Genomic DNA, 13,764 nt, shown 5'->3' on the forward strand with positions numbered 1-13,764 from the left:
TTAAGTATAAATTAAATACCATAAAAATAATTAAGTTTTTGGAGATAGTGATTTTATCAGGCCTTGAAGCATTGCAGATATTTCTTTTAGTTCTTTAACAAATTCTGTGGTTTTAGAATTTTTATAAATACCGATTTGTTGGGCAATGTAAACTTGCGTTCTTAATTCAGCGGCTGATCCTTTGGCAATATGCAAAAAACGAATATATTCTGTTTTGCTGTTTCTTTCAGCACCTTCAGCAATATTCGACGCAATTGAAACCGCGGATCGCGTCATTTGATCCTTCAATCCATAGTCACTGCATTTTCGCAAACTTTCATATATATCTACGGCCAAACGACAAGCCCGTTTCCAAACATCCAATTCCTCAAAAGAATTATAAGACATAGATTTAAGTAGTTAAGTAATTAAGATCAAAGTATTAAGATTTAAGTGATTAAGGATTAAGGATTAAGGATTTTATTGTTTACTTAAAACTTAATACTTAACTACTTAATTACTTAAATCTTTTTTTTATTTCTTTTTGTAACTTTTCAGGAATGAAGTTTAAGACTTTTTCCCAACGGTGAGGCGTTTTACGGTGATTCGGTTCGGCGTCTGAATAATATCCGTAACCGTAACCGCGGCCATACTTGCGTCCGTATCCGCCGTATCTGTAATATCGGCTTCCATAGTAGCCGTAAGTCTCGCCGCTGCCGGTTTTGTCATTCATCACGAAGCCGGCTACAGGTGCCTGGACGTTGGCGAGCATCTCGCGCATGTGCTGAGCCGCCTTGATGGGCACTCGGCCGGCTTCCATTATCAAAAGCACTATGTCAGACATAGTGGTAAGAACCGGGGCGTCTGTAACAGCCAGCACCGGCGGAGCGTCGATAAAGATATGGTCATACTCTTCTCTGTGCGTGATCAGGAATTGACGCATAGCCTCCGAACCGAGCAGTTCTGCCGGATTGGGGGGAGTAGTGCCGGCACTGATCACATCGATGCCGGGAATCCCGGTATCATGCAATACCTCCCGAAAAGTGGTGTCACCGGTTAGTACCTCGGTCAGTCCCGGAACTTTGCTCACACCGAATTTTTCATGGAGAGAGGAACGGCGCAGATCGCAGTCCACGACAAGCACCTTTACTCCCGTCTGAGCCATTGTATTGGATAAATTGGCAGTAATGATACTTTTCCCCTCGCCCGGAAAAGTGCTGGTTATCAGTATGATCTTTTTATTCCGGTTAATAGCGGAAAAGTGCAGACTTGTGCGCAGAGAACGAAAGGCTTCAGCAACCTGGGATTTCGGTTCCAGGCGCGTGATGAGCGGTAAGCGCTTTTTAGCTTCTCCGTTTTCCGCACGGCTGGGAATGAACGGAATGACCGCTAGAAGTGGTAGACCGATGGCTCTTTTTGCCTCTTCAGCATCTTTAATGGTGTCGTCTAAATATTCCTGAAAAAATGCGAGTCCGATGCCGAGTATACAGGCAACGAGAAATCCCAGCAGGATGTTTTTCGGCTTATTCGGTTTAATCGGCGAAACGGGAGTAATGGCCGGATCGACTATGTTGATATTGCTGACGGTGGTGGCCTTGGCGATACGCGCCTCTTCATGCTTCTGAAGAAGAAAGGTATAGATGCCGGCATTGACATTAGAAACTCGGGTAAGCCTTGCCAGATCGCGTTCCGCCTTGGGGAGCTTGCGCAATTTATTCTCGTAAATGTCCAGTTGATGAGTGACGGAGCTCTGCTGTTTATTCAGGTTAACCAGGTTGGTTTCATAAGTGGAGCGAATTTTCTTCTGAATTTCATCGATCTGCCCCTGTATAGTTTTGACGGCCGGATGGTTCTCGGTATAGTCGGTGAGCAATGTTCGTTTCTGTATCTCCAATTCGGAGAGTTTCGCCGCCAGCCCGGCTACGAGTGGATCGTCTCGCATGATTGCCGGCGAGTATATGTTACCCTTTCGCAGCGCACTATTCAGGGCATCAAGGGCGAATTCAACCTGTTTCTTCTGAAATAGGACTTCGGCCCGTAATTTTTCCGTCTCCGAAAGATTTTTGACCACTTCCTGCGCTTCACTGTCAAGTTTGAACATCCCGGAGGAACTCTTGTAGGTCTCGAGGTCCTGTTCAGCGCCCTCCAGCTCCCCGCGCAAACCTTTTAGCTGATTCTCGATGAAACTGACTGTCCGGCTTGCCTCTTCGGTTTTTAATTCAATGTTCTGCCCCAAGTAGACTTGTACAAGAGTATTAACCAAATCCCGCGCTTGCACCGGATCGGTGCTGCTGTATGAGATACGGACAATGTTTGTCCTGTTTCCTACCTCTGTCGCCTTGAATCCTCCCTTCAAACTTACGGCAATGTTTTGCAGGGGAAGAAGTTTCAAGCGGAAACTATCACCTTTTTCACCTTTGAGGTCGTTTAAGAGAAGACTAAAACCTTTTGCCTGCAGGAGACGGCCGGTAATTCCCTCGCCAATCAGTTTGTCATCGTCATCTTTAACCGTAAAGGTATCGGCACCAGTCATTTCAATTTTATAAGATGGGTTTTTCGCCGTGGAAGAAAAATCAAGCAGTTTGAAGTCCATACCTTTCGACTTTTTCGTCACCTGCCAGTCCATATGGAGGCGCTTCGCGACTTGTTCGACATTTGTACGGGATTTGATGATTTCCAGCTCTGCATCGATGGAGTTTGATTGATCGAAGGTCATGCCTACCAATACACCCTGCCCTCTTTCCTTCTTGATATGGAGAGTACTGGAAGCTTCGTAGATCGGCTTCACGAAATAAGTGTAAAGCACTACGGAGAAGAATACCGCGCAAAAGGCCAGAGCAAAAAGTTTTCTGCGCCGCAGGATGACACTCAGATAATCATAAATGTGCGCGTTTTCTCCACTTCTTAAAAGTGGTTGCGATGGAGGAATGGAAACGTTGGGGGTCATGGTAATATCCTTTTATTGTGAAAGGTATTTAATCTGGACAAAGGGCGACAGGATCGCGCTGAAGGCCGAAAGCGTCGGCAGCATTTCACCTAATGCTTCATTCCAAGTCGTCAAGGCGCTCTTGGGTATATAAATAATGTCGCCTTCGGTAAGCGCCATGGGCATAGCATCGCCCTGTATGATTTTATCGACATCGATCAACATCAATTGCCCGCGGGTAGGCGAAAAGGAGCGGATGAGGAACACGCGCCGGGCGTGATACCCTATTTCCTGTAAACCGACAGTGGCGATAGCCTGCAGAAGATTAAGTCCCGCCGGAGGTATCGATACCGGCCCTCCGCCTTTTGCCGCGCCGAAAACAAAGACCACCCGATTTTTATTGTCTGGCATGTAGATGGTGTCGCCGGGCTTCAACCAGATATTCTGACTCTGATCGGCATTCATAAGCAGTTCATAAATGTCAACCGGTAAAACTTTTTTGTCCCGGATAATTCTCGCGGCTCTCGGGTTAGCTGAGGCATCGTAGCCCTTACCCATGGCAAGCCCCTGAAGAACGTTGAAGGGACGATCCATGTAGATAACACCGGTGTTATTAAATTGTCCTAAAATATACAGGGGCTGGCTCTTGTATTCTTTAACGTCAACAGCCACCCAGGGATCTTTAAAATATTTCGGGTAGATTTTCATAAGTTGGTTTTGTATATCTTGCTGAGTCATGCCCGAGACATGGAGTGTTCCCACAAAAGGCAGTTGAATATTTCCTTTTCCATCTACCCGGTAGCCGGTTGCTTGCGTACCGGTACCGAGGTTCGATTCGGTTAACGATGATGACCCTGATGCTGACCCCATGCCGGAGAAATCCGGCTTACTCACATTTATAGACAGAACATCATAGGGACCGACAATGTAATCTGGCGGCGGTGGAGGTTCAGATAGGGGACTTACAGTCACTATTTGCTGTTCTACTATTGGGCTATGAACATTTTGTGAATTTTTGTCTTTCGTTTCCTGACCGGGTATATCTTTGACGGTTCCGGGAGGCATGTCCCGATACGTTGCGCATCCTGTCAGCATTAGAAAGGTAAAGAGCATTAAAAATAAAACTGCAGAAATGATGGGTTTGTTTCGTGTCATTTTGATTACCTTAGAGTTTTAAGTAATTAAGTTTTAAGATTTAAGTTTTAAGTAATATCTTTGTCATTTCGATCGAAGGGAGAAATCTTTAAGATTCCTCTTCGTCCCGACACATCGGGGCTCATCGGAATGACATGCACATTTGAAAAATAGCTCTATGTTCTAGGTTCATTAAACACCTGTGAATGGTGCCCCGCTCCGCTACGTCCCGACGACGTCGGGATTCGCCTTACACTTCAATCATCGTTTCACTCGATTTCAGTTTGGCTCACTAAAACGTGAATAGTGAATAAAAATTGTTCAACGTCTGATAACTATACACATTTCCCTGAAACATGAAAATGTTTTTTTAAATGTACGGTTTATAAAGCTCCGCTCTCTCAGTTACAAAGAAGTAACTGACAGGCATGACGAATATAGACCCCCGAAGCAAACTTTGGAGGGTTGGGTCTTGTTACATCTTTAATATTGAACAAGATTTAATACTCCTTACATCATTTTCTGTCAATGGATAATCTTGCATAACTTTGCAGAATTATGCATAAATGAATATCAATGTAGTGGTTATTTTTAACATAGAGTAAATGGTGTGATTTTTGACAATAAAATGGTCGGGGCGGAGTGATTTGAACACTCGACATCCTGGTCCCAAACCAGGCGCGCTACCAGGCTGCGCTACGCCCCGACATCCAATTTTTCAGCAAGTTTTCTTCTGAGCTGGGCGAAAGCCTGCCCTCGATGACTTACTTTGTTTTTTATTTCCGGAGGCAGTTCTGCTGCTGTTTTTTTCAGATCCGACACGAAGAAAACCGGATCATAACCGAATCCGTTTTTTCCGCGGCGTTCATCAATAATCAAACCCTGCCACTTTGATTCAAAAGAATCGTAACTGCCGTCTGTTCTATATAATACAAGAGCGCAACAAAAAAAAGCTGTTCTTTTTTCCTGCGGAATATTTTTTAACCTCTCCAGAAGAAGGTCTATATTGTCGTCGTCTGTTGCCTTTTCTCCGGCATAACGCGCTGAATAAATGCCCGGCTGGCCGCCTAATTCGTCCACCCGCAATCCCGAATCATCAGCCAAGACCGTTTCATTGGTAAATTCGGAAATTATTCTCGCCTTCTTTAAGGCGTTTTCCAGAAATGTACTTCCGTCTTCCACGATTTCCGGCACATTGGCGTATGCTTTCAAAGAAACTAATTCGATTCCCATTCCTTCAAGCATTTCTTTAATTTCTTTGACTTTTCCTTCGTTACCGGAAGCGAAAACGATTTTCATCCCTTCAGATCACCTACAATTTCTTTCTGCTTTTCGATAATCTGCCGAATGCCTTTTTCCGCCAGTTCAGTCATTTGCGTCATTTGCTCTTTGCTGAAAGGAATGCGTTCCGCCGTACCCTGCACTTCTATAAAAAGACCCGAACCGGTCATGACAAAATTCATATCCACTTCCGCCCGGGAATCCTCTTCATATTCCAAATCGAGAAGAGTCTGACCGTCAATTATACCGACACTGACGGCAGACAAGAAATCATTGACAGGAATTTGTTTTACTACGCCATCCTCCCGCAATTTTTTAAATAAATCAATGAGCGCAACAAATGCACCGGTAATTGATGCCGTTCTGGTTCCGCCATCGGCTTGAATAACATCACAATCCAGATAAATTGTTTTTTCGCCAAAGGCGGTTAAATCGGTCACGGCGCGAAGAGACCTGCCGATTAATCTTTGTATTTCGTGTGTCCGGCCTCCCAATTTTCCCCGCACTGATTCCCGTGCACTTCTGGTTTGGGTGGACATGGGAAGCATCGAATATTCAGCCGTCAACCAGCCTTTTCCGGTATTTCTAAGGAAAGGCGCCGGTTTATCATCAATGGAGGCCGCACAAATTACCCTGGTGTTGCCAAACTCTACCAAAACGGAACCGGCAGCGTTCTTCAAATAATTATTGGTAATATTAACCGACCTCAGTTCGTCGAATTTTCTTCCTGATTTTCTTTCGATTTTCAATCACCTTTAAAATGATTTAATGCTCTTAGTCAAAGCCTTGGCAATTTCTGTTTGCGTCTTCACGGAAAGCAATTTTTTTTTGTCTTCAGGATTAGTGGCAAAGCCCATTTCCACACTCACAGCCGGAACAAGCAGACCATAAGTTACCGGTAAATCAGCCTTCCGCAAGCCCCTGCCCTTTCGCGGGAACAAAGCATTCATGTTTCCCTGAATAATTTTCGCCATTCTTAAAGATTCATTCTGACATTTATTTTTCAGCTGCACAGTATTGTCTTTCGCTGCCTTTCTTTCTTTTAACGCTTCCTCACCGAACTCCGGATAATAAAGCTCAAACCCGGAAGCTTCTTTGCCAAATCCCCCATTAACGTGAAGACTTAAAAGAAGGTCCGGTTTGATTTTTTTTATACTATCTTTGCGGTCTTCCAGATCCACTGTTTTATCTGAATCACGGGTTAGAAATACTTCCAGATTATTTTCCCTGGCCAGCAGTTGCTTTATCGATAACGCAACTGTCAGCGTAATATCCTTTTCGTTAACATCATTGGACATTTTAACGCCCGGATCCTTTCCTCCATGTGCCGGATCGATGAGGATTATTTTCTTTTTACCCGCAGCGGATAAATCGCCACTCGTAAAAATTAATAAGGACATTAAAATGCCAAGGATCAGCAATATTTTCTTCTTATCCAACATAATTTTCACCTGCACTAAATTTGCGCTTGCTTATAGCAGAGTCTCTTTGTTTGTCAACAATCAAATGATAAGCTGATTATTTTCAGAAATGCCTTAACCTCTCAATGGATTTAACAAATTTTAACTGTCTGATTGCCGCCAGGACTTGATTGAGTTGATTTAAGGTATTTATGTCGATCACAAAATTGCAGATAGCAACCATGTCGATTGTTTCTATCTGCGCGTAACTTATATTGATGTCAAAAGACGAGATAACGGAACTGACTTCCGTCAAAACACCCTTGATATCATCACATACAATTTTAATGTGTACGGGATAAGTATTCTCTTCCCTGGCATTCCATTCTATGCCGACAATCCTCTCTTTTCCCATTTTTTTAATGTAGGGACAATTTTTTGTATGCACAATGATACCGCGCCCACGCGAAATATAGCCCGATATTTCATCTCCGGGAATAGGATTGCAGCATTTAGCAAAATTTAACAGGACATCGTCCATATCGTCAACGCCAACAAGCGATACGCCCATGGACTGTGAAGCAGCCCTCCTCTTCTTTATCTTATCGATAATCGGCTCCGGAATACTGACAGGTTCTCCTGCCAGAAAACTATTAACTATGCGCTTGGCTGAAATCCGGCCGAGACCTACCTGGGAAATTAATTCATCAAGAGTATTTACAGAACAATCGCTAAATACTTTTTTAATTTCGTCGGACTTAACATAACTGCTGAATTTTAAATTTTGTCTTTTAAATTCCTTATCCAGCAAATCACGTCCCAAAACCAGACTGTTTTTCTTCTCTTCCAGATTAATCCAGTTTCTGATTTTAGAAATTGCTCTCGTCGTTACGGCATTTTTCAGCCAGTCTTTGCTGGGATGATGACCTGTCTGAGTTATGATTTCAACTGTCTCTCCATTTTGCAGTTTATATTTTAAGGGAACAATACTTTTATTTACTTTCGCTCCGATACACTGATTGCCGACATCAGTATGAATGCTATAGGCAAAATCAATGGGAGTGGCTCCCTTGGGAAAGGATTTGACGTCGCCATCGGGGGTAAAAACATAAACCTCTTCCGGGAATAACGCCAATTTCAAATTGGTCATGAATTCCTTCGGATCTTTTACCTCATTTTGTATTTCCATTATTTCTCTGAGTTTTTTAATTTGATTTTCTTCACTGTTCTTATAGTCGACAAGCCCTTCCTTATAACGCCAGTGAGCAGCAATTCCTTTTTCCGCCCATTCGTGCATTTTCCTGGTTCTGATCTGAATTTCCACTCTTTCTCCGTAAGGCCCGATAACCGTGGTATGCAATGATTGATAATGGTTGGCCTTAGGCATGGCGATGTAATCCTTAAACCTTCCGGGAACGGGCTTCCACAAAGCATGCACCATGCTTAAAACTTCATAGCAACTTCTTTCCTGATCGGAATCAAGTATTACTCGAAAGGCAATAAGGTCATAAACTTCGTCAAAATTTATGTGCTGCTCGTGCATTTTTTTATAAATGCTGTAAAGATGTTTTGCTCTTCCTTCAACTTTGCATTTGATGGAATATTTTCCCAATTCAGTATAAATAATACTCTTAACTTCTTCCGTATAACGATTACGGGCTTCATTGGATTTGGCTATTTTCGCCGATAATTCCTGATAAGCCTCCGGAGCAATATATTGAAAGGACAAATCCTCCAATTCCATCCTCATCGAGTTAATCCCGAGACGATTGGCCAATGGCGCATATATATCTATCGTTTCTCTGGCAATATAAATTCTTTTTTCCTTGGGATGATACTGCAGAGTTCTCATATTGTGAATACGGTCAGCCAGACGCACCAGTAAAATCCTAATATCGGCAGACATGGCCAGTATCATTTTGCGAAAGTTTTCCGATTGTCTTTCTTCCTGAGAAGCAAAAGAAATACGGCTTAGTTTTGTCAATCCTCCTACCAGAAAAGCCACATCCTTGCCGAATTCGTTATCAATATGTTCGACTGTTGTTAAAGTATCCTCTATTGTATCATGCAACAACCCGCTGATGATTGTCGCGGCATCCATTTTCATATTGGTCAGGATTCCCGCAACTTCCATTGGATGAGTAAGATATGGTTCACCGGACAATCTTACCTGTCCCTGATGCACTGAAGCCGAGTAAATATAAGCCTTTTGAATCATTTCCAGGTCTTCTGGAGGCAGGTAAATTTGGGCTTTATCGATAATGTCGTTGATCCGTAGCATTAAGTTTCCAGTTTTTTTCAGTTACGGCTATTGCGAATAAATTATTTATCTAATTAATTAACACCTGAAAGCTTTGCATAATGATCAAATTGTCATTTCGACCGAAGGCGAAAGCCTGGCGCATGCCGGGGAGAAATCATCTAACGTCATAATGTCAAAGAAAGATTTCTCGTCGTTTTGCTCCTCGAAATGACACAATGGGTATTATGCAAATGTTTCCAGCTTTTCAAAGATAGTAAATAAAAATACGGCAAAATCAAGTTATTCAGAATATTGTAATTCCTGAGCTATAATCTGCTTCACTTGTTGCACTATCTCCTGAAGCGGATATAATTTGTTTTCGCCGGTCTTTCTTATTTTCAATTCAACGTTTCCCTGAGCCAGATTTTTCCGGCCGACAACAACTCTCAGCGGAATTCCGATCAAGTCGGCATCCTTAAACTTCACACCCGCTCTTTCGTCACGATCATCGAAAATAACTTCAATGTTCCCGGCAAGCATGGATTTATAAAGATTTCCCGCGGCTTCCATTACATCTTCTTCGTTAACATTTACGGGCGTGATAATTACCTGATATGGAGCCAATGGCATCGGCCAGATAATTCCGTTTTCATCGTGATTTTGCTCGATACCGGCAGCCACTGTTCGTCCGATCCCGATCCCGTAACAGCCCATTATCATAATTTTTTCCTGACCGTCTTTATCAAGGAATCCGGCTTTCATAGCTTTGCTGTATTTTGTTCCCAGTTTAAAGACGTGGCCTACTTCAATGCCGCGCGCAAATTTAATATCACCGCCGCAGCGTGGACATTTATCCTGTTCGGTAACAACCCGGAAATCGGCAAAAGCCTGAACCTGAAAGTCCCTGCCAATATTGACATTCCTATAGTGGTAATCTTCTTTATTGGCGCCGGTGACAAAATTGACCATATCGATTACGGAATAATCCAGAAGCACCGGTATTTTAATATTGACCGGCCCGGCAAATCCTCTCGGCGCACCGGTAGCTTTCATGATAATTTCATCGGAGGCAAGCTCCACCTCGTTTGCGCCTATATAATTCTTCACTTTTATTTCGTTGACTTCATGATCACCACGGATAAGCACAGCGTACTGTTGGCCATCGGCATTGAAAATCAAAGTCTTCACAATATCCTGAGGCTTCACATTTAAAAAATCGCTAACCTCTTCTATCGTGCGCACATTCGGGGTATTAACTTCCTCCAGAGAAAGCCAGTCATCTTCGTATATTTCTTTTTTCTCCGGACAGGGTACTTCGGCCTTTTCCAGATTGGCGGCGTATGAACATTTTTCGCAAAATACCATTGCATCTTCACCGGATTCGGCCATCACCATAAACTCATGCGAATATTTTCCTCCGATGCTGCCGGAATCTGCTTCCACGGGACGGAATTTTAAACCGCAACGACGGAAAATATTGTTATAAGCTACAAACATTTTATCGTAACTTTTTTCCGCGCCTTCTTCATCAACATCAAAACTGTAAGCATCTTTCATCCCGAACTCGCGGCAACGCATCACACCAAAGCGAGGACGGACTTCATCACGGAATTTTGTTTGAATCTGATAAAGATTGCGCGGCAACTGACGATAGGTTTTTATATCGTTGCGTACCAGAGAAGTGATTACTTCTTCATGAGTAGGTCCGAGGCAGTATTCATGATCATGACGATCGCGAAATCTCAAAAGTTCCTTTCCATAATGCTCCCAGCGTCCTGATTCCTGCCACAGCTCCGTGGGTTGAACCATGGGCATATGAACTTCCTGCGCTCCGGCTTTGTTCATTTCCTCCCGGATAATTTGTTCCAGTTTGCGAATAACCCGGTAACCTAGCGGCAGGTATGAATATATGCCGCTGGTCAATTTTCTGATCATGCCGGCTCTGATCATCAGTTGCTGGCTTATAACTTCAGCATCTGACGGCACTTCCCTGCCGGTCGGCAAAAACATCTCTGAATAACGCATTAATTCTTCCTTTCCTTAATCATCAAATTTATTTCTTCCAGTAATACTTTAAAAAAGTCCTGTTCTTTAACTTTTTTTACGGCTTTTCCTTTTTTAAAAAGAATCCCCTGCCCTCTGCCTCCGGCAATACCGATATCTGCATCGGCAGATTCACCCGGCCCGTTTACAACACAGCCCATTAAAGCTACTTTCAAATAATCTTTTTTGCCGGCAAGTGCTTTTTCAATCTTATCTGTCAAATTTAAAAGATCAATTTCACAACGCCCGCAAGTCGGACAGGAAACGATATCCGGCCCGATCCTCCTGATGTTCAAAGCCCGCAAAATGCCATAGGCAACGGGAATCTCCGAAACCGGGTTGCCGGTAACAGAAACCCTGATTGTATCGCCGATGCCTTCATAAAGAAGCGTTCCGATTCCCAGCGCCGATTTTATCGCGGCATTAGCCAATGAGCCGGCTTCAGTCACTCCCAAATGCAGAGGATAGTCGGTCCTGGCGGAAATTGCGCGATAAGCCTCTATCATGGTGGGAACATCCGATGATTTCAGGGATAATTTTATTTTTTTAAAGCCCTGATGCTCAAAAAGATCGATATTCCGTAAAGAGCTTTCGACAAGGGCTTCCGCCGTTGCGCCTCCGTATTTCAGCAATAAATCTTTTTGCAGAGAACCGGAATTAATACCAATACGAATTACTGTTTCCCGTTCTTTGGCAACTTCGATGATCTGGCGGATTTTATCAGGAGCGATATTGCCGGGGTTGATCCTGATGCCGGCTACCCCGTTTTTCATGGCACTTACAGCCAGCCGGTAATCAAAATGAATATCCGCTATCAGAGGTATTTTTATTCTCTTTTTTATATGCGGCAGAGCTTCCACAGCTTCTTTATCAGGCAAGGCAACGCGGACAACTTCACATCCGGCTCTCTCCAGAGATTTAATCTGCGCGACAGTAGCTTGGACATCGCGTGTATCCGTATTGGTCATCGATTGTACAACAACCGGCGCATCTCCACCTATTTCTATATGATCAAGATTTATTTTCTTTGTTCTTTTTCTCTTGATTGAGGATAAATGTTCCACAAGCGTCAGCTTCTCAATATTTTTTATAGACATTTGAAAAACTGCGTCGTGTCATTTCGAGTAAAGCGACGAGAAATCTTTTTTTATATTAATACTTTATAAGATTTCTCCCTACGGTCGAAATGACAAATTGAAATTTATTCAAATGTTTCTTACGTAGGATTTATAACATGTGAATTAATCTTAGGCAATGAGTAATTTGTATTTAAAACGGCTAATACAAAGTTTTCATTAACAAAATATTTTTTCGCACAGAAATGTAGCAAAGATGAAATTTATCTGCCCAACCAACAATGCAAACATAACTGGTCTGCCGGAAGTCCTATCGCTGCAATCATATCCTCAATCGCCAGATATTTCAGTGAAGTAATGTTCAAGTCACGACGAATCCAATCAATCATTTGGGCATGTTTGGTCGATTTGGTATCCAGATACTCCTCCGGATTTTCGATTTCTTTTCCTTCCAGCGCGCGAATTGCTTTACGGCCGGCCAACTCCGCCGTTGTTCTTGTAGAAGACGCGTAAATACAGGGAAACATTAAAGGTGGACAAGCAGGTCGAATATGAATTTCTTTAGCGCCGTTGTCCCACAATTTCTTGACGGTTAAGTTTTTCAACTGCGTGCCGCGAACGATGGAATCGTCGCAAACAACTATGCGATTGCCTTTAATCACTTCACGCACCGCGCACAGCTTCATTGTGGCAACAAGGTCTCTTATTTCCTGTGCAGGCGGCGTATAACTACGACCGTAACCGGGTGTATATTTTACCAGCACCCTTCTATAGGGCAGGCCCGATCCCATAGCATAACCTATGGCATGACCAACACCGGAATCAGGAATACCGGAAACAAGGTCCGCCTGAACATTATCACGTTTTGCCAGGTAGATGCCGCATCTTTCTCTCGCCCCCTCGACTCTGATACCTTCGTAAGCGGATGACGGATAACCGGTATATATCCACAAAAATGCACAAATTTTCTTTTCAGTGCCTTCAGGCTTCATTAATTTTACGCCGTCCGGCGTTAACAGCACTATTTCGCCCGGTCCCAGAAATTTTATTAACTCATAGCCAAGATTTTCAAAAGAGCTCGCTTCGGTAGCCACAACATAAGATTTTTTATCTTTCTGGCTTTTATTTATACCAACGGATAAAGGAAAACGTCCATATTTATCCCGGGCTGCGTATATTCCTTCCGTAGTCAATATCAGCGCGCAAATAGAACCCTCAATTACACCGCGCATGGAGGCAATACCTTCCACAATATTATTCCCGCGGTTAATAAGGGAAGCCACAATTTCTGCGTTACTTACGCCGCCACCGGCCATTTCTCCAAATGAAGCGCCCTCATTAAGAAGTTCATTTACCAGTTTAGCCTTATTAGTTATCAGCCCGGATGCCGCGACAGCATAAACACCAAATTTTGAATGAAAAACTAATGGCTGGGGCGTTTCATCATCAATCGCTCCAATACCATAACACCCTTCCATTTTTTTGTAGTCTTCAACGAATCGGGATTTAAACTGAGCCTGAGATATACTGTGAACGGTTTTGTAAAAACCTTTTGGTCCCCATACCGCCATACCGCCACTTTCAGTTCCTAAATGCGAATGGTAATCGGTTCCGTAAAAAAGCGTCTGGACACAATTTTCCGATGATACAATTCCAAAAATGCCACCCATTAATTTTATCTCC

The 13,764-nt window shown here is 43.2% G+C and carries 10 protein-coding genes and 1 tRNA gene; all 11 read right to left on the reverse strand.

Annotated features, from left to right (window positions below):
• Positions 1-30: 30 nt before the first annotated feature.
• Positions 31-387 carry a four helix bundle protein gene (locus CVU62_05805; protein PKN38367.1) on the reverse strand — a complete coding sequence of 119 codons (357 nt, stop codon included), beginning with the start codon at positions 385-387 and terminating at the stop codon, positions 31-33.
• A 109-nt stretch (positions 388-496) separates the two neighbouring features.
• Complete coding sequence (locus tag CVU62_05810; protein PKN38368.1) at positions 497-2,926, reverse strand: protein tyrosine kinase; 2,430 nt, start codon at positions 2,924-2,926, stop codon at positions 497-499.
• 12 nt (positions 2,927-2,938) lie between these two features.
• Positions 2,939-4,066, reverse strand: a complete 1,128-nt coding sequence (locus CVU62_05815; GenBank protein PKN38369.1) for a sugar transporter — start codon at positions 4,064-4,066, stop codon at positions 2,939-2,941.
• Positions 4,067-4,668: 602 nt separating this feature from the next.
• Positions 4,669-4,745 (reverse strand) — tRNA-Pro (locus CVU62_05820).
• Positions 4,736-5,338: a non-canonical purine NTP pyrophosphatase gene (locus CVU62_05825; GenBank protein ID PKN38370.1), complete on the reverse strand. Its 603-nt coding sequence runs from the start codon at positions 5,336-5,338 to the stop codon at positions 4,736-4,738. The genes CVU62_05820 and CVU62_05825 overlap by 10 nt, the downstream gene beginning before the upstream one ends.
• A complete protein-coding gene (locus CVU62_05830) occupies positions 5,335-6,063 on the reverse strand; it encodes a ribonuclease PH (GenBank protein ID PKN38577.1) in 729 nt (242 codons plus the stop codon). The genes CVU62_05825 and CVU62_05830 overlap by 4 nt, the downstream gene beginning before the upstream one ends.
• A gap of 12 nt (positions 6,064-6,075) precedes the next feature.
• Positions 6,076-6,762, reverse strand: coding sequence for a hypothetical protein (locus CVU62_05835; protein ID PKN38371.1), 687 nt, complete (start codon positions 6,760-6,762; stop codon positions 6,076-6,078).
• Positions 6,763-6,844: 82 nt separating this feature from the next.
• A complete protein-coding gene (locus tag CVU62_05840) occupies positions 6,845-9,001 on the reverse strand; it encodes a GTP pyrophosphokinase (GenBank protein PKN38372.1) in 2,157 nt (718 codons plus the stop codon).
• A gap of 261 nt (positions 9,002-9,262) precedes the next feature.
• Positions 9,263-10,987, reverse strand: a complete 1,725-nt coding sequence (locus CVU62_05845) for a proline--tRNA ligase (protein PKN38373.1) — start codon at positions 10,985-10,987, stop codon at positions 9,263-9,265.
• A complete protein-coding gene (locus CVU62_05850) occupies positions 10,987-12,051 on the reverse strand; it encodes a 4-hydroxy-3-methylbut-2-en-1-yl diphosphate synthase (GenBank protein ID PKN38578.1) in 1,065 nt (354 codons plus the stop codon). The genes CVU62_05845 and CVU62_05850 overlap by 1 nt, the downstream gene beginning before the upstream one ends.
• 293 nt (positions 12,052-12,344) lie before the next feature.
• Positions 12,345-13,751: an amidophosphoribosyltransferase gene (locus CVU62_05855; protein ID PKN38374.1), complete on the reverse strand. Its 1,407-nt coding sequence runs from the start codon at positions 13,749-13,751 to the stop codon at positions 12,345-12,347.
• Between the last annotated feature and the right edge of the window lie 13 nt (positions 13,752-13,764).

The sequence above is a fragment of the Deltaproteobacteria bacterium HGW-Deltaproteobacteria-2 genome, assembly GCA_002840505.1.
Taxonomy (GTDB): Bacteria; Desulfobacterota; Syntrophia; order Syntrophales; family Smithellaceae; genus Smithella.

What these genes read in the sequence shown, in the direction of transcription:
- CVU62_05805 (PKN38367.1), bottom strand. Translation starts at nt 387, where the DNA reads ATGTCTTATAATTCTTTTGAGGAATTGGATGTTTGGAAACGGGCTTGT.
- CVU62_05810 (PKN38368.1), bottom strand. Translation starts at nt 2,926, where the DNA reads ATGACCCCCAACGTTTCCATTCCTCCATCGCAACCACTTTTAAGAAGT.
- CVU62_05825 (PKN38370.1), bottom strand. Translation starts at nt 5,338, where the DNA reads ATGAAAATCGTTTTCGCTTCCGGTAACGAAGGAAAAGTCAAAGAAATT.
- CVU62_05835 (PKN38371.1), bottom strand. Translation starts at nt 6,762, where the DNA reads ATGTTGGATAAGAAGAAAATATTGCTGATCCTTGGCATTTTAATGTCC.
- CVU62_05840 (PKN38372.1), bottom strand. Translation starts at nt 9,001, where the DNA reads ATGCTACGGATCAACGACATTATCGATAAAGCCCAAATTTACCTGCCT.
- CVU62_05845 (PKN38373.1), bottom strand. Translation starts at nt 10,987, where the DNA reads ATGCGTTATTCAGAGATGTTTTTGCCGACCGGCAGGGAAGTGCCGTCA.
- CVU62_05855 (PKN38374.1), bottom strand. Translation starts at nt 13,751, where the DNA reads ATGGGTGGCATTTTTGGAATTGTATCATCGGAAAATTGTGTCCAGACG.